Raw genomic sequence first — 23,524 nt, forward strand, 5'->3', positions numbered from 1 at the left:
AGGGATCCGACCGCTATATCTATTGGTGTCAGCTTTAGCGGTGCGCCGCTGCCCGTGCCGAAGCTAACCGATTGAGCGCCAGTGCGCCGACAAGCAATCCAAAGTCGCGCAAGGCAACGTCGAAGTACCCGGGTAATATCAGCAGGTTCACGATAATTCCCAGTAGCCAGAGGCTCACCACGATGGATCCGAGCTTTGGCCGCAAAGCCACCAAGATGCCGGCGGCAATTTCAACAACACCAACGGCGTACATGAACTGTTGAGACGACACCGGAATGATATCCGTGGCCAATGGTGCGAGGTAAACGGTCCAATCGGTGAGCAAGTTGAAGAACTTGTCCAAACCGAACAAGATCGGGGCCACCGTAAAGATTGTGCGCAGCAGCAAGAACGCCTGATGTTCCATCGTGCGCGAGCGAACAGCCGATGCCTTCACTGTTGTCGAAGCCATGTCCACCCTCTCCTTTCTAAAACTAGTAATTCTAACTTTAGAACGTTGCGCTTTCTAAGTCAACAAAAACCAATTTTAGATTTATGCTTAATCCATGCATCTTTTTCCCCGTAAACGTTCGGTCCAGGCCGTGTCAGCATTAGCCGATCCGATCCGCGCCAGAATCTACGAATACCTCTACCGTGCCGCGGAGCCTGCCAACCGCGATGCGGTGGCGAACGCACTGGGACTGCCACGTAATACGGTGTCGTTTCAGCTTGAACGACTGGTGAAAGAGGGCCTACTGACCTACGAGTTTCGCAAGCTCAGCGAAAACACCGGCCCAGGCTCCGGGCGTCCTTCAAAACTGTACTCACCGGTTGCTCAAGAAATTGAGGCCAGCGTTCCACACCGCGAATACACGCTGGCCGCTCAAATTATGGCCAAAGCTATAGAACGGGCCACACAGGAACAGCGGCCGGTCAATGACTTGCTCGCCGAAGTATCGCGTGAGGCCGGGCGGAATCTTGCAGCCTCCAAAGACTCCCTTCAGCAGACCCTATCCAATGGCGGTTACCTTCCGCAGACGGATACCGCAGGTTCAATTCACCTCACCGATTGCCCCTTCCACCAGCTTTCGGCACAGCACCGCGACACGGTCTGCCTGATGAACCGGGAGCTGCTTGGCGCGGTCGTCGAATCCGGGGCTGCCCCCTATCGGGCCTGTCCGGTCACACCTGAAACCGGACACTGCTGCGTACGTTTGGATCCACTGGCTCAATGAGCGGTTAATGCTGGGGCGAGCCCGGCAGCTCGGCCCAGCGATGCTAATTGATCCGTGTCCAGAGACCGGCGATGTCGTTCAAGTCCGTCGACGCGTGGCCAGTGCCTGCCATGGGCGCTAAGGTACCGCCCCTTTCTTGTCTGCCACTTCAGGGCTAGGCTTGGGCCAACCAAAGGACAGGCGCTGATGCCACCAGGGCAAAGCGCGCCTGGAGTGCAAAGGATCTGCCATGTGCCCGAATCCGGAACCATCAAGCTCAAGCATCGACGCAGCTAAAGCCCGAGAAGTTGCCGAGACTTCCCGCGAGCAAGGCTGGGACCGGCCTAGTTTCGCCAAAGGCATCTACATGGGCGACGTTGATTTCTCCCTGATCACTCCGATGCCAGCTCCGGAACCGAAAGCGGCTGCCCGAGGAGAAAAGTTCCTTGCCGAGCTGAAATCTGTGCTGGATAGTTTCAACGTTTCCCGTATTGAGGATGACGCGCGCGTACCGGATGAATACATCGCGGCGTTGCGGGGCGTGGGTGCCTTCGGAATGAAAATACCTGAAGAATACGGCGGGTTGGAACTGAGCTTGCTGGATTATGGGCGAGCACTGATGCGTGTGGGTTCGGTATCCCCCGCACTCGGCGCGCTGCTTTCTGCCCACCAATCCATTGGTGTCCCAGAGCCGGTGAAAAGCTTCGGAACCGATGCCCAGAAACGCGAGTACCTGCCACGCTGCGCGGCAGGCGAAATCAGCGCATTTCTCCTCACCGAAAACGATGTCGGCTCTGATCCTGCACGCTTGGGTACTCACGCGACGCTTAGCGACGACGGCACGCACTACGTTCTGGAAGGTTCAAAGCTCTGGACCACCAACGGTGTTGTGGCAGATCTGCTTGTGGTCATGGCCGCGGTCAAGCCTCACGAAGCCTGCGGAAATGAGCAGGCAGGCCGAGGCGGCATTACCGCGTTCGTCGTCGAGGCAAGCTCGCCGGGCATCACGGTGGAAAATCGCAACGCATTTATGGGGCTGCGCGGAATTGAAAACGGTGTCACCCGTTTCTCCGCGGTCAAGGTTCCGGTGGAAAACCGGCTGAGCAGAGAAGGTTCGGGGCTGAAAATTGCCCTGAGCACGCTAAACACCGGAAGACTATCAATTCCCGCGATGTGTGCAGGAGCCGGAAAATGGGCGACAAAAATCGGTCGCGAGTGGTCCGCTGCCAGGGTGCAATGGGGCCACCCCGTGGGCAAGCACCAGGCGGTAGCCGCCAAGCTCTCGTATATGGCGGCAAGCACCTATGCGCTGGAGGCAGTCTTTGAATTGAGTGCGAGCCTGGCAGATGCGGGAATGAAAGATGTCCGCATCGAAGCCGCTTTGGCGAAGCTCTACAGTTCCGAAGTCGCCTGCAATATTGCAGATGAGCTCATTCAGATCCGTGGAGGTCGCGGTTTCGAAACCGCCGCCTCCCAGGCCGCGCGCGGGGAACGCGCGGTCCCAGCTGAGCAACTACTTCGCGACCTGCGCATCAACCGCATCTTTGAGGGATCCACCGAAATCATGCACCTGTTGATCGCCCGCGAAGCGGTCGACGCTCATCTTCAAGCCGCCGGCGCATTAGCTCAGAGCGACTCCACGCTCGAAGAAAAAGCCCGAGCGGCTTTGGACGCCTCCGGCTTCTACGCCCGCTGGCTCCCAAAACTCATGGTCGGCGCCGGCACCGTACCGGGATCATTTGCAGATCGCGGGCCGCTGGCCAAGCACCTGCGCTACATCGAACGCAGCTCACGCCGCTTGGCACGCCAGACCTTTGCCGGCATGGCCAGGTGGCAGGCCGGAATGGAGAAGCAGCAGGTCTTCCTTGGGCGCATCGTGGATATCGGCGCAGAATTATTCGCCATGGCCGCAACGATCTCCAAGACCTTATCCCTCCACGATTCGGGCGCCGACCAAAGATTCTCGGCCGAAACCTTGGCCCAAGCATTTTGCGAACAGGCAACAAAACGCTGCGAAGAGCACTTCAGCCACCTGTGGAGCAACACCACCCATCGAGATGAGCAGGTCGCCGCGAAGCTATTGTACGGAGACTTCCAATGGCTGGAAGACGGTGTTTGCGACGTTTCGGAAGGCACCGGTCCGTGGATCGCTGATTGGTCCACGGAACCCCGCGAAGATGTCCGCAGACCCTACGGCACCGCTGCGCAACGCCCAGCCGAAGACTAGCTGCGGGAGAATTCAGAAGCGCGCCGTACCTGGTCGTCGCTGAGCCGAATCCCGGTGTACTTCTCGAATTGCGCCGCCGCTTGCAGGGCAATCACCTCGGCACCGGTAATGGTTCGCTTTCCCGCCCGCTGGGCGGCACGGATCAATGGCGTCTGCGCAGGAAAAGCGACGACGTCGAAGACCGTTTCGGCGGCCGCTATATGCGGTGCTTCGAACGCCAGCGCGTCCTGGTGCGGCCCGTCCATTCCGAGCGGAGTCACGTTCACCAAAATATTGTGACCAGGCTCGGGGTCGCTAGCCTGATGGCGGTAACCGTACTTGCCTGCCAGGCCTTTTCCATCGGCTAGATTGCGGGCCAGCACCGTCAAATTTTCGAATCCTGCGTCGCGGAAGGCCGCGATGACCGCCTTCGCCATGCCTCCGGATCCCCGAACCAGCACCGAGGACTCCGGATCCAGTGAGTGTTGGCTAATCAACTTCGATATGGCTTCGTAGTCAGTATTGGACGCGGTCAGCACGCCTTCGTCGTTGACTATAGTGTTCACCGATTCAATGGAAGCTGCCGACTGCTCGATCACGTCCACGAGATCCATGACATCTTCTTTGAAGGGCATTGAAATCGCACACCCACGGATGCCCAGGGCCCGAACTCCGGCTATGGCACCGGTCAGATCTTGGGTTGCGAACGCCTTGTAGATGAAGTTCAGCCCGAGTTCCTCATAGAGGTAATTATGGAATCGCGTGCCCAGATTGGAGGGGCGCTCCGACAGCGAGATGCAAAGGGTCATGTCTTTGTTCAGAATGGGCATTATTTCTCCGCTTCTTCGGTGGGCTGGGCTTATCCATGCATTCGATACCAAAGCAACGCTACCTGCAGGCTGGCTCGGGATTCTGCAGACCCCAGCGATACCCCGAGTTTGTCTTCAAGTTTCGCCAACCGGGCGTACAGAGTTGGCCGCGAGAGGTAGCCCTGCTTGGCAAGGGTGCTCTTATTACCTGCATGCTCCAGATATAGCTGCAGCAGCTCAAGGCCTGATTCATCGGGCGGGTTCAGCAGCCCGGAAAGTTCGGTCAGCGCGAAACTGCGCATTCGCGCATCCTGGCCCATGGCCGACAACACCCCGCGCAGGCGCAGGTCAGCGAAGCGGTAATAGGGCTGCGCTCGGGTCGGGAGGTTCGGAACGATCTCGGCCACAAGAGCCGCTTCTTCCAATCGGCGAGCGCTTGCGCCAATGCTCGTTTCTTCGGCCGCCACTCCGACGGCGACTTGGGAGGAGAGCATCTCGGTCAGCTGACGGGTGAACCGCTGCAGCGAGTTTTCCACCAGCTGCTTTGCCGCGACAGGAAGAATGACCCCGAGGTATCCGGAGCGCAGCGATCCGGCGAGCATTCCCACGCGCATGTTCTCGGCCACCTGGTCCACGACTTCGAGGACTTCTCTTTCGCGCAGCTGGATATCCGTGGGGCTGTGCGTCTCCCCCACGGTAAGCGAAACCACCAAGGGGACATAGTGCGCTCCGGTGTCCAGGCCAAGGGACTCGGCTCGCACGGCCACTTCTTTGTCCGTATAGGAGTGGTGCTGCTGCAGCTCGTGCAGCATCGAGGTGCGCGCTTGGTAGAGAAGTTCGCGCTGGTCACGTCCGGCTAATCGTGCGATGGTCAGCGTTTGGCCCGCTCGTTCCAGGACCAGGGCCGCGTTATGCTCATCGTCGAGCTCGGCCGGAACCACAAGCCGGCCCCATCGGCTGCGTACCGCGCCTACCGGGGTTTGCAACCAGTTTTCCGCTCCGTGGCCACGCCCGGTCTGCTCGGCGTATCCGACGAATTTCGAGCGGTTGATCCAGTGCTCGAGAACCGATTCGGCCCCGTAGCCGGCACCTGCGTGGGCGAGCACGTGGTGCCGGACATCTTCCAGTACCACCGGTGCCTGCAAAAGCTGAGCTGTGCGCTCGACAATGCGCTGTTCGTCGGCTTCATGCAGCGAAAGTTCGGTGTAGATCTCATGGACATTTCGGGAAAACTGCACCGCGGCTAGTTGTTCGGCCACAAGGCGCTCGTGGATAACTTCGGTAATCTCCACGAACCGCACTTTCTTGCGCAGCTGGATAACAGGCAGCGCCAAGTCCTTCACCGCAACAGCTAGTCGAGCGCCGCTGGCGGTGCCTGCGCCGGAGGGATCCTCCAGCAATTCCACTACGACCCCGGCCGCTCCGGAATCCTCCAGCTTTCTCATGAACGCGCGCAACCGCGCCACGGTGGGCTCCACGTTCCGCAAGGTGGTCAGCACGACTTCGCGACCGAAGAGCAGGTCGACATTCTCAGCTGACTCGGTGACATGCACCCAGCGCAGGCGCACATCGAGGTTCTTCTCCCCCGAAAGGACCAACGGATCGGCGTTTTGCACGACTTTCAGCGCGAGCACATCGGCCATGGTCAAGGAACCAGTTACTTCGGCATTCATCCGTCATCCTTTACAAAACGTAAGGCCTGTCATCTAAATCATGACACATCGCTTGTGTCGCTTGTCATATTGGTGGCGCAAGATGGAGTCAGATAACCACGAACGCTTTCGAAGGGACTTTCTCATGACGACTACTTTGACCGAAACTCTGCAGCACTGGGTTAATAACGCACCGTTCTCCGGTGAAGGCGACACCCGCACCGGCAAGGTCTACAACCCTGCCACCGGCGAGATTGCCCGCGAAGTCGCCTTAGCTTCCAAAAGCACCACCGAAGCTGCCATCGCCGCAGCCCACGCAGCATTCCCCAAGTGGCGCGATACTTCGCTGGCGCGCCGCACCGCGATCATGTTCAACTTCCGCCAGCTGCTCGCCGAGCGCAAGGGCGAGCTTGCCGCCATCATCACCGCGGAGCACGGCAAGGTGCTCGACGACGCATTGGGCGAAGTTGCCCGCGGCATGGAAGTTGTCGAACTGTGCTGCAACGCCCCGTACCTGCTCAAGGGCGAGTACTCGGAGAATGCCTCCACCGGCGTGGACGTCCAGTCCCTGCGCCAGCCAGTCGGCGTATCCGCCATCATCTCCCCGTTCAATTTCCCGGCCATGGTTCCGCTCTGGTTCTTCCCGGTAGCCATCGCCTCGGGCAATGCGGTAGTGCTGAAGCCTTCGGAAAAGGATCCCTCAGCAGCACAGTGGATGGCCGAGCTCTTCGCCGAGGCAGGCCTGCCAGAGGGCGTGCTCAATGTGGTGCACGGTGATAAAGAATCTGTCGACACCTTGCTGACCGACCCACGCGTGGACACCGTCTCCTTTGTCGGCTCCACCCCCATCGCACAGTACGTGTACTCCACCGGTGCCGCCCACGGCAAGCGTGTCCAGGCCTTCGGCGGAGCGAAGAACCACATGCTCGTCCTGCCCGATGCAGATCTTGATCTGGCCGCAGACATGGCGGTGAACGCCGGATTCGGCGCCGCAGGCGAGCGCTGCATGGCGATCAGCGTAGTCGTAGCACTGGAGACCATTGCCGATGAACTGGTAGCGAAGATCGCCGAGCGGGCCAAGTCCCTGCGTGTCGGCGACGGAACTCGCGGTTGCGATATGGGACCGCTGATCACCGGGGAGCACCGCGATAAGGTCGCAGGCTACATCGAGCAAGGCATCACCTCCGGCGCGGAGCTAGTGGTTGATGGCCGCACCGGAACTCTTGACGCCGAAGGCGACGGATTCTTCTTGCACCCCACCTTGTTCGACAAGGTCGGCACCGACATGTCCATCTACACCGATGAGATCTTCGGCCCGGTGCTCTCGGTGGTCCGAGTGGAGACCTTCAACGAAGGCATCGAGTTGATCAACTCCTCGAAGTACGGCAACGGCACCGCGATCTTCACCAATGACGGCGGCGCCGCACGACGCTTCGAGAACGAAATCCAGGTCGGCATGGTCGGCGTCAACGTGCCTATCCCGGTGCCGGTGGGTTACCACTCCTTCGGCGGCTGGAAGGCCTCGCTGTTCGGGGACCAGCACGCGTACGGCCCAGAGGGTTTCAAGTTCTTCACCCGCAACAAGGTTGTCACCAAGCGCTGGCTTGACCCAAGCCACGGCGGCATCAACCTCGGCTTCCCGCAGAACGACTAATTTTCGCCCCGTACCAACGTGGATTGAGTAGAAGGATTTAGCTTCATGACCGAACAGCTCACCGCCGACATCTCGGCGGAAGAGATCCAGGCAGGCAAGCGCGCCTATCAGCTGGATCGCGACCATGTCTTCCACTCGTGGCAGGCGCAGGGACCTTTCAACCCGATGACCATTCTGAAGACTCAGGATTCCTACGTCTGGGATGGCGAGGGCCGGAAGCTGATCGATATTTCCAGCCAGCTGGTGAACACGAATATCGGCCATCAGCACCCTAAGGTGATTGCAGCCATCCAGGAGCAGGCCGCGAAGATCGCGACCATCGCCCCGCAGCATGTGAACGAGACGCGTTCCGAGGCGGCCCGGCTCATCGCCGAGCGCACCCCGGGCGACCTGAACCGGATCTTCTTCACCAACGGCGGCGCCGACGCAGTGGAGCACGCCATCCGCATGGCGCGGCTGCACACCGGAAAGCACAAAGTGCTTTCCGCCTATCGCTCCTACCACGGCGGCACGCACCTGGCGATCAATGCGACCGGCGACCCGCGGCGCTTCGCCTCGGACAAAGCAACCGACGGGGTAGTGCATTTCTTCCCCGCCTATCCCTACCGCTCCTACTTCGGTTCAACCACCGAAGCCGAGGAAACCGAGCGGGCGCTGAAGCACCTGGAAGACACCATCATCCTTGAAGGCGCTTCGACCATCGGCGCGTTGATCCTCGAATCGATTCCGGGCACCGCAGGCATCTACATGCCGCCCGCCGGTTATATGGCGGGGGTGCGCGAGCTGACCCGCAAGTACGGGATCGTGTACATCGCCGACGAGGTGATGGCAGGGTTCGGACGCTCCGGGCAATGGTTCTCGGTCAACCACTGGGATGTCACTCCCGATCTGTTGACCTTCGCCAAGGGTGTGAACTCGGGTTATGTGCCGCTGGGCGGCGTGGCGATCAATGACGAGATCTTCGAGACCTTCCGCGAACGGGCCTACCCGGGCGGCTTGACCTACTCGGGACACCCGCTGGCTTGCGCTGCGGCGGTTGCCACCATCAATGCGATGGAGGACGAGTCGATGGTGGCCAATGCCAAGCGTTTGGGCGATGAGATCATCGGTCCACGGCTTGCGCAGTTCGCCGCGGACCACCCATCGGTGGGCGAGGTACGCGGCGCCGGAGTGTTCTGGGCCATCGAATTGGTCAAGAACCGCGAAACCCGCGAGCCGCTGGCGGCTTATGGCGGCTCCTCCCCAGAGATGAACGAGGTGGTGGCCGCGGCCAAGGCCGCAGGGCTGTTGCCTTTCGCCAACTTCAACCGGCTGCACGTGGTTCCGGCCTTGAACATCCCGGACGATGTTTTGGTCGAAGCCCTGGATCGGCTGGAGCAGGCTTTGGTTGTGGCGGACAAGTTCGTGACCGGCTAGCCATGAGTTGCATCGGGCCCGGCGGGAGAGCATTTTGCGCTCCCGCCGGGCCTTTTAACGCCCCGAATTCCCTTCCGAGCCAAGGACGTATCAGTGATCCCCGCAGAAGTTAACCAGTCAAGCATGCAGCTGCTGAACGCGCACCCGCAGGCCTCAACGCTTCCCGAAGACTGCAAACGGGCAAGCATAGACCGCTCCGGCTATCTCCCGGACTCGTTCGCGGACGGTGTGGTTTTTGCCCGAAGCACCGAGGACGTAGTGCTGGCCATGGAGCTGGCCAGCGAGTACGGCGTGAAGATCGTGCCGCGTGGAGCTGGCACCGGATTGGCAGCCGGCGCAGCAGCCCGACGCGGCGAAGTGGTCCTGGATGTCTCGAAGATGAATCAGATCCTCTCCATCGACCCCATTGAACAGCTCGCGGTAGTCCAGCCCGGAGTCATCAATGCGACGGTCAACGCTGCCGCCGGCGAGCTTGGCCTGTTCTATGCACCGGACCCGGCAAGCACTGCCATCTGCTCCATCGGAGGAAATATTGCAACTAACGCCGGGGGCATGTGGTGCGCCAAGTATGGGGTAACCCGTGAATCGGTCTTGGCGCTGACCGTGGTGCTCCCCGATGGACAACTTCTGCACACCGGACGTCGCACCATCAAGGGCGTTGCCGGCTACGATATGAATGCCCTTTTCATAGGTTCCGAGGGAACCTTGGGCATTGTGGTGGAAGCGGTACTGCGCCTGCGGCCAAAGCCGATTCGCACCGCTACCACTGTCGCGTATTTCGCTGACCAGTCCCGCGCCGCGCAAGCCGCCTCGGCGATTATTTCCGCTCGGCTGCAGCCTTCGGTCCTAGAACTCATGGACGGGCCCACCCTCACGGCCGTAGATGGCGCCATGGGCACCAATCACCGGGAGCTGGGTGGCGCATTGCTCCTGGCGCAAACCGACGGGTTCGGAGCCGAATTGGAAATGCAGGCGCTGGTGGATGCCATCACGCCCCTGGCAACTCGTATCAGCCGAGCCGAGGATGAAGCGCAGGCAGAGGCGCTCATGGAAGCACGACGCCAAGCGATCCCCAGCATGGAAAAGCTCGGTACGGTATCCATCTGCGACATCGGGGTGCCGCGCAGTAAGCTTGCCCAGGCGTTGGCCGGTCTCGCTGAAATTGGCGAGCAACGCGGTGTCCGCATCTTTACCATCGCCCACGCCGCGGACGGCAACCTGCACCCGGTCATTGTCGTGGAGCCCGGGCAGTCCATCACCTCCGGGCCGCCCAAGGCGGCACTGGGTGACATGTTCTATCTAGCCCAGCGTTTGGGCGGCACGCTGACCGGCGAGCACGGCATCGGCCTGCTCAAGCAGGATTGGCTTGAGGAAGAAATTGGGTCGCGCTCGCTTCGGTTGCAGCGTTCCATTAGACAGGTATTTGATCCGCAGGAGATACTCAACCCCGGCAAGGGGATCTAGGCGCGGCACCGGTTTGCTGCGCAGGACTGCGGCTTAGAACTGCACAGCGTCCAAGAAATCCTCACATCCTCACCGATTGAGCAAGCTGCTGGTGTTTAATACCTCTGGTCAGCATGATTATCTGAGGATAGGATCGGATAATGGAGATCCTGGCATACGAACCGATCGATTTTCTGCGGCCGCTAGTTTTATTGGGTGTCGCGGTAACTCTGTTGATCATCTGCTTTCCAACGCTCATTCACGGGTTGATCCGCCGCAGTGGGTATAAGCGCTTGGCCGATGGACTGCAAACCTATGCGTTGAAGTCCTCGATCCGCATCGAACTGATCGTTGCCGCCGCTGCTGGTGCCCTCGCCATCGTGTGCACGATTGCCGCGGCCAATGGATACTTCGCCTCCATGAACCGCCTCGAGGCAAACATTGCGTTGAAGTACCAGCCGACGAGTCTGGATCTGGGCTACTGGAATGGTTCCTGGGGCACCGCTAGCTTGGTATTGCCCGATGGCACGTCGTTTAGCGATGTGGTCGTTGAGGTTCACGAGGCCGGGGAACCATTTATCGAAGAGATTTGGTACCACGAGCGCAAACAAGGTAACGAGTAGTCTCTTTCAAGCTAGCGAGTATGTAATACTGATCCCCGGATCTAATTTGCGCACCGCGCGCTACGTCAAGCCGCAAAGGGGAATGAACACGATGATGGGTATGAATGGTGCACCGGCAGGTGATCCGTTCCAGCCTCACCTCGAGTGGGGGCTGAAGGCTTCCTTTGTAGGCTACATTTCTTCACTTCCCGACGGCCGTATCGAAGCATCCAACGGTGTATGGCAAGTTGGAAATAACCTCGCATTCCCGGTTTCCGTAGACTCGGAATCACCCGAAGGCGAGCTGCATTTCAAAGGTCGCGTCTCCTTCGTGGGACATGGCGGGATGATGAAGCTGGACCTCATCGAACCTCGCATCGAAGAACATGGCGATTCGGTGTTGCTCAGCGTCGCCGACCAGGACGGCGAGCGCTTGCCTATCGCCGTACTTACCGAGACCGGGGTGTCCAATGCCTTCGGTCTGGTCAAAACCCGCTTCGCAGCATCGTTGACCGAACAAGGCTCTGCTCTATTCAACGGCCAGTACAAGGCGGGGCAGGATATGGAACCTGTAGAAGTTGTCTTGCGCAGCTAGCAGTCAAGCACCGCAGGCTTCAAAGGGTCCGCAACTCCATCCGGGAGTTGCGGACCCTTCGCGGTTAATTCCCTTTTAGCCCTTGATCAGCTGTGGCTGAGCCAGTGCTTTGAGCCCGTCCAGCCCGAACTCCAAACCATAGCCGGACTGCTTCGCCCCACCGAACGGAATGCGCGGATCGATAGTGCCGTGCGAATTAATCCAGACCGTGCCGGCCTGGATCTGTGCCGCCACGGCAAGAGCCTTCTCGCGGTCCGAGCCCCATACCGAAGCGCCCAGTCCAGTCTCCAACGAGTTCGCGTGGGCGATAGCTTCTTCCACGTTCTTAACCTTGACGATAGGCAGGGCCGGACCGAATTGCTCCTCGGTCACCAGTGGATTTTGCGGATCGATGTCTGCCACCAAGGTAGTTGGGTAGAAATAGCCTACGGCTTCGCTATCCGGGTTGGCTCCCAGAAGGACCGTCGCACCGGAGTCCACCGCGTCCTGGACCAAGTCCGCGACGATATTATATTGGGCCTTATTCTGCAGCGGACCAAGGACATTGTTCTCATCGCGGCCCACACCCATCGGCATCTTGGCGGCCACTTCGGTCAAGGCTTGGCAGACCTGCTCGTAGATGGACTCCGGTACGTATAGACGCTTCAAAGCGGCACATGTTTGGCCGGTGTTGATGAACGCTCCCCAGAATAGGTCCTCGGCGATGGCCTTCGGATCCGCGTCTTCCATGACGATTCCGGCATCATTTCCGCCGAGCTCGAGAGTCAGCCGCTTGACGGTATCGGCCGAAGAGCGAATGATCGCCTTCCCTGTGGGAGTGGAACCGGTGAACATGATCTTGTTGACATCAGGGTGCGCGGAAAGCTTCTCTCCCACTTCACGACCGCCGGCGACTACGTGCAGCACATCTGCTGGCAATATCTGATTCAGGACATGCCCCAAGGCAAGCACGGACAGCGGCGTGTATTCGCTTGGCTTCATCACCACGGTATTACCCATGCGCAGGCTTGGTGCCAACTGCCAGATGGAGATCATCATTGGCCAGTTCCATGGGCCGATTGCGCCGACCACTCCCAACGCCCGATAATGCTTGGCGGCATAGGTTTCCCCGTCATCCACCACGACCTCAGGCTTCACTTCATATGCGGTGGCCGCACGCAGCCAGGCCGCGCACGCCCCGACTTCAAAGCGCGCATTCGGGCCATTCATTGGCTTGCCTTGTTCCCGGGACAGCAGCTCGGCCAAGGCCTCGGCGTTGGCTTCGATGTGATCCGCCGCCAGGTTCAACAGACGATTGCGTTCATCATGGCCGAGCGCATCCCACGCAGGTTGGGCATTTCGTGCGGCACTCACTGCGGCATCCAGGTCTGCCACGCTGCCCTGGGCTACCCGTCCGACGAGCTCTCCGGTGGCAGGGTCAAGGATTTCGGTGCCACCGGAGGCAGGCTGAATGGCTGCCAGCAGTTCTTGGGCGTTTGAGTAAGACATTTTTGATCTCCCTTAGTTAGTTCAGAGTATTTTCATGAATTTTAGGTTGAGCAGCATTATTCCGTTTCTTTCGCACCCACCAGGAAAGCAGGAAACCGATAATGCCGGGCACAACGACTATGGCCTGCAGGACTAAGGGCAGCGCCCCTGGTTCCTCCAAGCCGATCAGGACGTCAAAGTTAATGACGATCTGGACAAAGACGAAACTCAGCGCCAGCCCGGCAACAATTGGGGCGATAACACGGGTAATCAGCGAATCTGCCGTACGGTTCCGGGCAAAGTATCCGCACACCGCGAACGAAGTCAGTGCCATCAGTAGCACCAGCCCAAAGGCGGCGGAGTTAGTCATCCAAGTGAACATGGTAAAGACGATAAACATCGGGTCCTTGCCGGTGGAGATCACGGCGAACACCACAATCACGGCCAAGGCAATCAATGACTGCGCTTGGGAACCGGCGACCGGCGCGTGGGTTCTGCGTGAGGTTTTCGCGAGGAACTTCGGCAATGCACCACCACGGCCCATGGAGTAGAAATAACGCGCCACCACGTTGTGGAAGGCAAGCAGCGCGGCAAACAGACTGGTAATGAACAGCAAGTTGGCGCTGTCTACAAACCAGCTCGGCGCATGGGCTCCGAGGAAGACGAAGATCAGATCGGGCCCGAATTCTGCCGAGGCCGCCGCTACATTTGCCTGCCCCTCGCCTACGGCAACTGCCCACGCGGAGAAGGCATAGAATACTGCGATGATCGTGACGGCAATCAGCGTGGCACGGCGGGCTGTGCGCTTTGGATCCTTAACTTCTTCGTTGTAGATAGTTCCAGATTCAAAACCCATAAAGGCCGCGATACTAAACGCCATGACCGCGCCCATGCCCGGGGCAACCGCGTCACCAATGTTGAAGGCAGCGCTAAATTCTGGTGCTTCCGGAGCGACGGCGAAGGTCATGGCATCGTAAACGATGACCACGAGGAATTCCAACGCGACAACAAATCCTAGAATTTTGACGGAGAAATCGACCCGGTTCATCCCCAGCACCCCAACCAGAACCCACGCGACTAGCGCCATTAACCACCAGGGGATGGTGGAGCCCAGCAGGGAGGAGGCAAAGGAAGCCGCTGCGAACCCGAAGAGCCCGTAGATACCAATCTGCATGAGGTTGTAGCTGACTACCGCGACCATAGCCGCGCCGACGCCTGCCGCTTGGCCAAGTCCTCCAGCAATATAGGCGTAGAAGGCGCCCGCATTAGGTATATGCTGGCTCATCGCGGTGTATCCGATGCTGAAGATCAGCAGGATAACTCCCAGAATGACAAATGACAGCGGCACCGAATCCATGCCGGTCACCGCGTAGTTTGTCGTTACTCCCCCGGCGACAACAGTCAGCGGTGCGCTGGCGGCGATGATCATGACTACTAGCGCGGGCACCGATAAGGTGCGTTGTTCGAGTCCCATTGGTTTCCCCATTCAATCTATCGATATCTCAAGGATCCATGACGGGGTTCACATTCAAGTTGTCGTTGCGTGCAGCACTGTTGCCCATGCGTGCATACGAGGACTCAGGCCAACGCGTTGAGCCTGTATTTGCCGGGGGTGAGCCCATATTCTCGGGCGAAGGCTCTGGTAAATCCGGGTGCATCGACGATGCCTACGCGTGTGCCGACGCTCTGGACCGAGACCTGTGCCAACAAGGGGTCGCTCAATAGCTCGGCAGCGTATTTCATCCGGTAGTGCCGAATGAGGGCGGCCACGCTGCGTGGTTCCTCCTCGAAGAGTGCATGAAGGGTTCGCACCGAGATGAAATGGGCTTCCGCGATATAAGCGGGCGTCAGCTCCGGTGCATCTAGCTGCTGCCCTATGAACTCGATAATGCGTTCGCGCTGGGCAATCCGCGGGTCTACCGCATGGGCATGGGAAAGCACCCCGCCCAGCGAGGTCGCCAGCAGATCCACGGTGTTGCGGGCAAGTCCAGCGCCACCGTGTTGATCCCACTGTGCAAGGTTTTCGCCCAGATGCCGCAGCAGTGGTGTAACTGTTCCGGTGAGCGGATGCCCGGCTTCCATTCGAGTAGCGGTGATTTCGCCGACCTGATGCCGCGAGAGTCGAAACTGATGATGGGGAATGAGCACCACCATAATTGAGGCAGCTCGGTCGAAGCTCAGCGTGTAAGGTCGCTGGGTATCGTAGATTGCCAAGTCTCCGGGGGCTAAAACGGTTTCACGTCCATCTTGAATCAACAGGCCATGCCCGGCGAGCTGATAAGAGACTTTGTAGAATTCCCCGTCTCCGGTGGAGGTCAGGTCCTCGGTGCGCAAGACGGTGTGTGCCTTGGCGTTCACTCGCATCAGTCCGATGTCGCCGAGCATGTTGACCCCGAGGCTGGCGGTGAAGTGACCGGCCGTTACCTGCTCGCTGCGTAATTGCACGAAGGCATCAGAGATGAGCCTGGACCACGCGGTGAACGAGTCAACATGTTGAATCTGATACATCGAAACCTCTCTGGACCGCGCCCAAAACGTGCCGGGCGTCACATCTGAGGGTACGGCAGTTCCAGTCCGATGTCACCTTTATTCTTCAGGCGGAGAGTAAAGATTTATTGCCTCGGCAGCAACTCGAGCGCACGCAGTTGATATTCCAACTGCTCAACCAGCGATTGAACGGTATTAGCCCGAGCATCGAGCACGCTCGCACCCTGAGCCCCAAGCATAAAATTGAGCAGCGAGTCACGAGCCACCACAGCACCCCGGTGCCCGTCGCCCAAGACATCGACCAGCCAACCGTCCAGCATTGTGCGCCAGCGATCCATTGCCACCGCATTCACCTCAGCCAATTCCGGTTCGCCGAGCGCCAGATGCCAAAAATGCACGGCAACGCGCCCTTCGTCGCGGCGTTCCTCATCAAGGGGCAGAACTTCTAGCGCGAAGGCGCGGATGGCCTCCACGCCTTGGAGGTTCGCAGTTTTTTCGGCAATGCGTCGACTGGTTGAGTCGGCAACGTAATTGAATGTTGCGATCAGAATCGCGTCACGGTTCGGAAAATACGTTTTCAATCCGCCGTTGGCATAGCCAGCCGCGGCGGACAGGTCGCGCAGATTCAGCTTATCGAAGCCCTGCTTGGCAATAAAGCGCCAGGTGACTTCGACAATCTCTCGGCGCCGCTGGTTATGGTCAACAATTCTTGGCATGCACCCAGCCTAGCCAAGACAAGTTTTCTTAGCCGCGCTATTGCCACGAGTCGCCATTTTCCGTATTCTCTACAAGCAGAGAGAATAAAAAGTGGTTCGACTCACACCAATTCAAAGGATGCGATTGTCATGCAAGATACGAAAACCAGCTTCTCCCTGCTTTCTGCAGATGAAATCGCTGCGGCTAAGAACATCTTGGTGGCAGAGGGGCTCTACGGGAAGAACACCCGCATTGCCTACATGGGACTTGAAGATCCAAACCCGCAAGCACCTGGGCGCAAGGTCCGCGCCATGCTCATGGACCGTGTGAAGAACGAACCGAAGGACGTAGTCCTTGACCTCTCCAGCGAGAAGATAGATACTCTCGTGGAGCTGGATCCGGGTGCCACCGGTCAGCTGCCGGTGCTCGTGGAAGAATTCGAAATGGTCGAATCCATTCTGGCCAAGAGCGAGGAATGGGCCGCGGCCCTATCCAAAAGAAATCTGAAGCCCGAACAGGTTCGCGTCGCTCCGCTGTCGGCCGGTGTATTCGAGTATCCGCAGGAATCCGGCCGCCGGATTCTGCGCGGACTCGCCTTCCGTCAGGACTTTGCCGAGGATTCCGCCTGGGCACACCCTGTGGATGGGCTTGTGGTCTACATCGACACCATCGCCGGGACCGTTGACCAACTGCTAGATTTTGACATCGTCCCGGTGCCGGAAACCCACGGAAACTACACAGACCCGGCACTAACCGGTCCGGTCCGCACCACCCAACGCCCCATCGAGATCACCCAGCCCGAGGGCGCAAGTTTCACGGTGGCCGACGGAAACCACGTTGAGTGGGAGAAATGGTCGCTGGATATCGGCTTCGATATGCGCGAAGGCCTAGTGCTCTACAACATCGCCTTTGACGACAAAGAACAGCGCCGCCGCATCTTGGATCGCGCCTCCATTGCCGAAATGGTGGTCCCCTACGGCGACCCATCTCCGGTACGCAGCTGGCAGAACTATTTTGATACCGGAGAATACCTGGTGGGCCGATTCGCCAACTCGCTGGAACTGGGCTGTGACTGCCTCGGCGAAATTCACTACATCTCCCCCGTCATCACCGACGCCAATGGCGAAGCTCAAACGATTACCAATGGAATCTGCATGCACGAGGAAGACGCCTCGATCCTCGCAAAGCACACCGACGACTGGTCAGGAGTCAAGTACACCCGACGCAACCGTCGCCTGGTGATCAGTTTCTTCACCACTGTGGGCAACTACGACTACGGCTTCTACTGGTACCTCTACCTGGATGGCACCATCGAGTTCGAGGCCAAGGCCACCGGTGTCGTGTTCACCTCCGCCATGCTTGATGAGCGTTTCGCCTCGGAGATGGCTCCGGGACTAGGCGCACCATTCCACCAGCACATCTTTGGCGCCCGCCTCGACTTCGCGCTAGACGGCGGCCCCAGCCAAGTCATCGAGGAGGACGCGGTCCGCCTGCCAATCAGCGAGGAGAACCCCCGCGGCAACGCCTTTAGCCGCTCGCACACCGTGCTGGCCACCGAGCAACAGGCGGTCCGCGACGCAAATATGGCAGCAGGGCGTACGTGGGTAGTCACCAATCCTGAGTCAAAGAATTACCTCGGTAAACCTGTTGGCTACAAACTCATGCCGCAGGGATTGCCGACTTTGCTTGCGGCCGAGGGATCCTCGGTGCAGAAGCGCGCCGAATTTGCTTCCAAGGCGCTATGGGTAACCCAGCGCAATGCAGCACAGCGCTACCCCACCGGCGATTTCGTCAACCAGAACCCGGGAGTTGCAGGGATTGGTTCGTGGATCGAAGAAGATAAGAACATTGACGGCAAGGAGCTGAGCCTCTGGCACACCTTTGCGCTGACTCATTTTCCACGTACCGAAGACTGGCCAATCATGCCGGTGGACACCGTTGGATTCAAGATCCGCCCCGAGGGCTTCTTTGACCGTTCACCGGCTCTCGACGTGCCCGAACCAGCCAAGCACGGTTGCTGCTCCACCGAATCGGACTCCACCGGTGGATGCTGTACAACGAACGGCTAAAGCCATGCCGGTGTGCCTCCGAATCCTAGTTGCCGCGGCACTCGTCATCTCAGCTACCCATCTGGTGCTACTTATCGTGGCACCGCATGACCTTGGCTGGTCGCTGGCGCTGCTGCTCATGACCGCATGGTGCGTAAAATGCACGCTTGCGGTGGCAAAAGGCGAGTCACCACAAGCGTTGATGCTGATGAGCGCATTGATGGGTCTGGCGCACATCATCATGGTGCTAGGGCTCCCCGGAGGCACCGCTCATCACTCATCAGGCGCCGCACCTGAACACGTTGCCCACGCAGTGCCGATGCTTATGGTGGGAGCAGCCGAACTCATGCTGATGTTCTTCGCGGCAGTGTTGCTCAACCGTTCACGAAGCAGGACTCTGGACCCGCGATACGCGGTAAATTAGGCGCTGAGGATCAGATCTTAGATCTGGTCCTCAGCCAATTTGTGCCATTTTTTCTCTGCATTGAATATTGATGTTTCCCTTGACCTGCCCGGGAAACCGGGCTTAGATAAGTAATGAATGACGTTCACTGCGAGGCAAGCACTCCGAGAAGAGGGATATCCGTGGCCAGCCAATGGCTATCGATTCATGCCGCGCACCGCATTGCCGCCACACTCGATTTTGGCTTTCGGCAATCGTCATCCGTTATGCCTGCAATCCTTGAAGACCAGATATCCGCTGCCATCTTGTGTCCGCTTGTGGTTCCCCTGTCGTAGCCCACCACAGCAAACTTCAAAGTTGTACGACTCAAGGACCAATAATGACCAAGAATTTGCCCCTCACCTTTGATCGGCACGAAGCAAACGCCTCAACGCAGCTCATCAAAGACTCCCTGTCCGATGCCAAACACATTTCATACTGGCTTGATAACGAGCACCGCCCAGAAGCAACTAGCGCATTGGATGGCACCGTCGAGGCCGATCTACTCGTTGTCGGCGGTGGATACACCGGGCTCTGGACGGCGCTTCAAGCTAAAGAGCGAGACCCCAACCGTGATGTGGTGCTCATCGAGGGGCAACGAATCGGCTGGGCGGCTTCGGGAAGAAATGGCGGTTTTTGCGAAGCCTCACTGGTACATGGCGAGGCCAACGGTGAAAACCATTTGCCTCGGGAAAATGCTCTGCTGGGAAAACTAGGAACCCAAAACCTTAATGAGTTCCAAGCCACCGTTGAGCGTTATGCCATGGATGTTGAGTTCACTCGTGCCGGCGTACTCGAAGTGGCCACCGAACCGCATCAGGTTCAGTGGGTTGCAGAAGCTGCCGAAGCTGAAGGCACCGATTATCTTGATGCCCAGCAAGTCAAAGAGGTCATCAACTCACCCGATTTTCTCGCCGGCTCTATAGATCGAGATTCCACTGCATTGGTGCATCCAGCAAAACTTGCGTGGGAACTATCCCGGGTCTGCCGAGAGCTGGGAGTACGCATTTACGAGCACACTCACGCCACCGAGCTGACTGAGCACAACGGTCAGATACTCGTGTTGACGGCTGCCGGGCAGATCCGAGCCCAGCGTGTGGCATTAGCCACCAACGTCTTTCCCTCGCTGCTCAAACGCCACCGCGCAAGGGTCATCCCCGTATACGATTACGCATTAATGACCGAACCGCTGACGGAAGAACAACATCGTTCATTGGGCTGGAAGGAACCGGTCGGGCTGGCGGACCTGAACAACAGATTCCACTATGCCAGGCCAACGGTAGATGAAAATGGCAAATGCCGAATTCTCTACGGAGGCTATGATGCCATTTACCATTTCGGCGGCAAGGTCCGTTCAAGCTACGACACCAGCAGCTCCACATTCGAGAAGCTCGCAGCCCATTTTTTCGGGAACTTCCCACAGCTCACCGACGTGAAATTCTCCCACGCCTGGGGCGGGGCAATCGATACCTGCTCGCGTTTCTTCTCGTTCTTTGACCTGACTCACGGCGGAAAGGTGGCCTACTGCGCAGGATTCACCGGGCTCGGCGTAGGCGCCACAAGATTCGGCGCTAAGGTCATGCTGGATCTGCTCTCGGGCGAAAAAACCGAGTTAACCGAACTGGAAATGGTTCGCACCAAGCCGATTCCTTTCCCACCGGAACCCGCCGCGTATGTAGGGGTGAAGCTCATGACCAGCCAGCTGATCAGCGCCGATCGCAATGAGGGTAAGCGGCCGGCCTTCCTGAAGCTGATGGATAAGATCGGCATGGGATTCGATTCCTGATGCCAGATGAAGCCAAACCGCTAGCCACCCTCGTTGACGCTGCAAACCTCCCAATAGCGGCCGAACTCATTCCGGAGCACCAACAATTGGAAGTGCCCGGCACCAGCACGTCCGTGCACGAAGTCGGGAACCTGGCCGGTGCATCAATAGGGATCTGGGAGATGTCGGTCGGCGCCATGCGCAACATCGAAGCCGAGGAATATTTCGTGGTGCTTTCCGGGGCCGGAAACATCAAGATTGAGCAGCGCGCGGGTTTCACCGCGCAAGAAATTGAGCTTGTCCCCGGCTCCCTGGTCCGCCTGCACGCAGGCATGCACACCGAATGGCGCGTCACACAAACTCTTCGCAAGATCTATCTGAGTCTCTAACGCTCAAAGAATCCACAAATCCAAGGAACGATAGAACATGTCAGGTTTCAATTTTTCACAAGGACACCAGTTCATCAATGATTCCTGGTGCCGCGGCACCGGTGAACAACTTATGCGAGTCAATCCGGCGACCGGAGAGCTACTGGAAGAAATTGATACTGCGAGCGTGGACCAGGTAGACGAGGCGGTTCAGGCGGCGGCGAATGCCTTCAAGATCTGGTCGGCACTCACCCCTGGCGAACGGTCCGATCACCTGTTGGCGCTGGCCCGAGAGCTGCAATCCCAAGCCCAGGTACTGGCCGAGGTAGAGACTGCACAGACCGGCAAGAGTATGCGTATGTCCACCGAGTTTGATGTGCCGGGTTCGATTGACAACGTGAACTTCTTTGCTGGAGCGGCACGAAACCTGCAGGGCTTGGCATCCGGGGATTACGCGGGTAATACGACCTCGATGATTCGCCGTGAGCCTATCGGCGTGGTTGGCTCCATTTCGCCGTGGAATTACCCCTTGCAGATGGCCGCTTGGAAGGTCCTGCCGGCCATCGCAGCCGGGAACACCATCGTGCTCAAGCCCAGCGAGCTGACTCCTGGGACGAGTCTGCTCTTCGCTCAGGCTGCCAAGGATGCGGGCCTGCCCGACGGCGTGATTAACGTTGTGGTCGGTAGCGGCGCAAGCGTCGGTCAGGCGTTGGTCAGGCACAAGCTGGTTCGCATGACCTCCTTCACCGGCTCTACCCAGGTCGGTTTGAAGATCATGACGATGGCAGCCGAGACAGGAAAGCGTGTGCACTTGGAGCTCGGTGGCAAAGCGCCATTTGTGGTCTTCGACGACGCAGACATCGAGGCGGCAGCCCATGGCGCAGTAGCCGGGTCAACGATCAATGCAGGGCAGGATTGCACCGCGGCCACACGCGCCTATGTGCATTCCTCGGTCTTCGACAAATTCACCCGGCGCGTTGCCCAACTTATGGACGCCATGGTGGTCGGCGACCCCCATGATCCGAACACAGATATGGGGGCACTAATCAGCTCAGCCCATCTAGAGAAGGTTGCCTCGATGGTACAGCGCGCGGTCCGCTCCGGTGCCACCATCCTGAGCGGTGGACGTCAGTTAGAGAGACCGGGGAACTTCTATCGTCCAACGCTGCTAGTCGGGGCCAGCCAAGATTCCGAGATCGTCCAGCACGAGGTTTTCGGTCCGGTGCTGGTCGCATTGCCTTTTGAAACCGACCAGGAAGCGATCGAGCTGGCCAACGATACTCCGTATGGTCTAGCAGCCAGCGCCTGGACGAAGGACCTCAACCGGGCCATGCGCGCCAGTGCACAGATTCAGGCTGGATGCGTGTGGATCAATGAACATATCATCATCGTTTCCGAGATGCCTCATGGCGGCTATAAGTCCTCTGGCATGGGCAAGGACATGAGCCAGTACTCATTTGATGAATACACCAACGTCAAGCACGTGTTGATCTCGCACGACACTGAGGCTCACCGCGAATGGCAGAACACAGTGTTCCTTCAGCGCTAGACAGAACCCAGCAACTGGCCCAATTTCTTGGTCGCCTCTCCCGGAGCGGTCGTGGCAAAGAAAAACTGGGCCAGTTGCTTCTGCCGGCCAGATACGCCCGCTTTAGCAAGTTCTGCCACACGCTGAGCTAGCCCATTTGCCGAGTCCAATAGCTGCTCGTGCGGTAAACGGTCCCTCAACTGTGAGGGGCGTTTTCCTGTCAAAAACAGCGGAACGTTCAATGCCACCGCGTCATAAGCCATCGCTGAGGTGTCGCAGATTGCGACATCTGCCCAAACCAACGATTGCCCCGGGTCGGCCACGGGATCGAGCTGCGAGGCGAATCGAGTGCGCAGCACCGCGATTTCTCGTTTGGTTTCAGCGGAATGGTCACCGGTTTTGGGATGCGGACGGAATCGCACTTCGAAGCGACTATCGCCCTCGAATTGGGTCAGGATGCTTTCACCTAGCCGCACCACCGATGAATAGTCCATTGCCTCCGAGTCTCCTTCCCACGTCGGCGCGTAAAGCACGCGAATTTTTGCCGAAGGGCTCTCGGGTGTTAACGCGTCCAGTTGCGGTCGGCCTATCTGCACCAGATGTTTGCTATCGAAACGAGCGATCGACGCTGAAATGCGTGCCACGGCCGCCGGACCGGCAACACAGGCATAGTCGTAGGCTTTGAGCTGGTTTGAAACCATGGAGGCCTTTTCGCTTTCACCGTGGTTCAGGTGAATATGCGCTGGTCCATTAAAGCGGAGCATGGTGAAATTTCGCTGCGAATTATTCACGTAGCAAATGCTTTTCGTACCCAGCTCGGTAAGCTTTCGTTCAATCTGTTCAATTGAACGCGAGAAGTAGACAGGCAATTTGCTGACCTTGAGCAGCTCGCGGGCAGTCAATGAATCCATGACCACCACGCCGGCAGATTGTCCCTGCGCCGCCAGCCGTTCGAAAGTTTCCAGCCAGACACCCAGTTGATAAAACTGTCTGGGTCCTTCGGCGAAAAACAAAATGTTCTCTGCCCTGTCCAAGTCTTGCTTGGCCTCGGTAATCTGAGTTCGCACCGCACGTTCAGCGAAAAGCGACCTTGCACGGCCCGCGACTTGATTGACTTGGGAGGTAATCAGAGACATGCCCCTAGTCTACGTTT

Annotated in this window: 20 protein-coding genes; 12 read left to right on the forward strand and 8 right to left on the reverse strand. The window is 58.6% G+C overall.

What is annotated here, in order from left to right:
• Window positions 1–34: 34 nt before the first annotated feature.
• Entirely contained in the window at window positions 35–451 is a 417-nt protein-coding gene (locus LG294_RS13845) for a hypothetical protein (RefSeq protein WP_404286641.1), read from the reverse strand.
• Window positions 452–545: 94 nt separating this feature from the next.
• Between LG294_RS13845 and LG294_RS13850 the strand changes: the two genes are divergently transcribed.
• Both LG294_RS13850 and LG294_RS13855 read left to right on the forward strand, forming a co-directional pair.
• Entirely contained in the window at window positions 546–1,214 is a 669-nt protein-coding gene (locus tag LG294_RS13850; RefSeq protein ID WP_404286643.1) for a helix-turn-helix transcriptional regulator, read from the forward strand.
• Window positions 1,215–1,443: 229 nt separating this feature from the next.
• Entirely contained in the window at window positions 1,444–3,420 is a 1,977-nt protein-coding gene (locus LG294_RS13855; RefSeq protein ID WP_404286645.1) for an acyl-CoA dehydrogenase family protein, read from the forward strand.
• Here LG294_RS13855 and LG294_RS13860 read toward each other — a convergent pair.
• Together LG294_RS13860 and LG294_RS13865 are read right to left on the reverse strand one after the other, a co-directional pair.
• A complete protein-coding gene (locus tag LG294_RS13860; protein WP_404286647.1) occupies window positions 3,417–4,229 on the reverse strand; it encodes a shikimate 5-dehydrogenase in 813 nt (270 codons plus the stop codon). The two genes, LG294_RS13855 and LG294_RS13860, sit on opposite strands and share 4 nt — an antisense overlap.
• A gap of 29 nt (window positions 4,230–4,258) precedes the next feature.
• Complete coding sequence (locus LG294_RS13865) at window positions 4,259–5,881, reverse strand: PucR family transcriptional regulator (protein WP_404286649.1); 1,623 nt, start codon at window positions 5,879–5,881, stop codon at window positions 4,259–4,261.
• Between the two features lie 124 nt (window positions 5,882–6,005).
• Between LG294_RS13865 and LG294_RS13870 the strand changes: the two genes are divergently transcribed.
• The 5 genes from LG294_RS13870 (at window position 6,006) to LG294_RS13890 (ending at window position 11,570) form a co-directional block, all read left to right on the forward strand.
• Entirely contained in the window at window positions 6,006–7,514 is a 1,509-nt protein-coding gene (locus LG294_RS13870) for a CoA-acylating methylmalonate-semialdehyde dehydrogenase (protein ID WP_404286651.1), read from the forward strand.
• A gap of 45 nt (window positions 7,515–7,559) precedes the next feature.
• On the forward strand, window positions 7,560–8,930 hold the full coding sequence (locus LG294_RS13875; RefSeq protein WP_404286653.1) for an aspartate aminotransferase family protein: 1,371 nt from the start codon (window positions 7,560–7,562) through the stop codon (window positions 8,928–8,930).
• 93 nt (window positions 8,931–9,023) lie between these two features.
• Window positions 9,024–10,394: an FAD-binding oxidoreductase gene (locus tag LG294_RS13880; RefSeq protein WP_404286655.1), complete on the forward strand. Its 1,371-nt coding sequence runs from the start codon at window positions 9,024–9,026 to the stop codon at window positions 10,392–10,394.
• A 140-nt stretch (window positions 10,395–10,534) separates the two neighbouring features.
• On the forward strand, window positions 10,535–10,996 hold the full coding sequence (locus LG294_RS13885; RefSeq protein WP_404286657.1) for a hypothetical protein: 462 nt from the start codon (window positions 10,535–10,537) through the stop codon (window positions 10,994–10,996).
• Between the two features lie 100 nt (window positions 10,997–11,096).
• Window positions 11,097–11,570, forward strand: coding sequence for an HtaA domain-containing protein (locus LG294_RS13890; RefSeq protein WP_404286659.1), 474 nt, complete (start codon window positions 11,097–11,099; stop codon window positions 11,568–11,570).
• Between the two features lie 75 nt (window positions 11,571–11,645).
• Here LG294_RS13890 and LG294_RS13895 read toward each other — a convergent pair whose 3' ends face one another.
• The 4 genes from LG294_RS13895 to LG294_RS13910 all read right to left on the reverse strand — a co-directional run bounded on the left by LG294_RS13895 (window position 11,646) and on the right by LG294_RS13910 (window position 16,240).
• The gene (locus LG294_RS13895; RefSeq protein WP_404286661.1) at window positions 11,646–13,058 is read right to left on the reverse strand and encodes an aldehyde dehydrogenase family protein; all 1,413 of its coding nucleotides are present in this window, start codon (window positions 13,056–13,058) and stop codon (window positions 11,646–11,648) included.
• A gap of 16 nt (window positions 13,059–13,074) precedes the next feature.
• Window positions 13,075–14,511 carry an APC family permease gene (locus LG294_RS13900; RefSeq protein WP_404286663.1) on the reverse strand — a complete coding sequence of 479 codons (1,437 nt, stop codon included), beginning with the start codon at window positions 14,509–14,511 and terminating at the stop codon, window positions 13,075–13,077.
• A 104-nt stretch (window positions 14,512–14,615) separates the two neighbouring features.
• Window positions 14,616–15,545 (reverse strand): helix-turn-helix domain-containing protein, encoded by a 930-nt coding sequence (locus LG294_RS13905; RefSeq protein WP_404286665.1) that lies wholly within the window; start codon window positions 15,543–15,545, stop codon window positions 14,616–14,618.
• A 104-nt stretch (window positions 15,546–15,649) separates the two neighbouring features.
• Window positions 15,650–16,240 carry a TetR/AcrR family transcriptional regulator gene (locus LG294_RS13910; protein ID WP_404286667.1) on the reverse strand — a complete coding sequence of 197 codons (591 nt, stop codon included), beginning with the start codon at window positions 16,238–16,240 and terminating at the stop codon, window positions 15,650–15,652.
• 129 nt (window positions 16,241–16,369) lie between these two features.
• Between LG294_RS13910 and LG294_RS13915 the strand changes: the two genes are divergently transcribed.
• The 5 genes from LG294_RS13915 to LG294_RS13935 all read left to right on the forward strand — a co-directional run bounded on the left by LG294_RS13915 (window position 16,370) and on the right by LG294_RS13935 (window position 22,392).
• Window positions 16,370–18,289, forward strand: coding sequence for a primary-amine oxidase (locus LG294_RS13915; protein WP_404286669.1), 1,920 nt, complete (start codon window positions 16,370–16,372; stop codon window positions 18,287–18,289).
• Between the two features lie 4 nt (window positions 18,290–18,293).
• Window positions 18,294–18,692 carry a hypothetical protein gene (locus LG294_RS13920; protein WP_404286671.1) on the forward strand — a complete coding sequence of 133 codons (399 nt, stop codon included), beginning with the start codon at window positions 18,294–18,296 and terminating at the stop codon, window positions 18,690–18,692.
• A gap of 358 nt (window positions 18,693–19,050) precedes the next feature.
• Window positions 19,051–20,496, forward strand: a complete 1,446-nt coding sequence (locus LG294_RS13925) for an NAD(P)/FAD-dependent oxidoreductase (protein WP_404286673.1) — start codon at window positions 19,051–19,053, stop codon at window positions 20,494–20,496.
• Complete coding sequence (locus tag LG294_RS13930; RefSeq protein ID WP_404286675.1) at window positions 20,496–20,864, forward strand: cupin domain-containing protein; 369 nt, start codon at window positions 20,496–20,498, stop codon at window positions 20,862–20,864. Before LG294_RS13925 ends, LG294_RS13930 begins: the two co-directional genes overlap by 1 nt.
• A 37-nt stretch (window positions 20,865–20,901) precedes the next feature.
• Window positions 20,902–22,392: a gamma-aminobutyraldehyde dehydrogenase gene (locus tag LG294_RS13935; RefSeq protein WP_404286677.1), complete on the forward strand. Its 1,491-nt coding sequence runs from the start codon at window positions 20,902–20,904 to the stop codon at window positions 22,390–22,392.
• On the opposite strand, the gene LG294_RS13940 is transcribed toward LG294_RS13935, so the two are convergent.
• Window positions 22,389–23,507, reverse strand: a complete 1,119-nt coding sequence (locus LG294_RS13940; protein WP_404286679.1) for a CDP-glycerol glycerophosphotransferase family protein — start codon at window positions 23,505–23,507, stop codon at window positions 22,389–22,391. The genes LG294_RS13935 and LG294_RS13940 overlap by 4 nt on opposite strands.
• Window positions 23,508–23,524: the final 17 nt, after the last annotated feature.

This window comes from Glutamicibacter arilaitensis (assembly GCF_044793945.1).
Taxonomy (GTDB): domain Bacteria; phylum Actinomycetota; class Actinomycetes; order Actinomycetales; family Micrococcaceae; genus Glutamicibacter; species Glutamicibacter arilaitensis_B.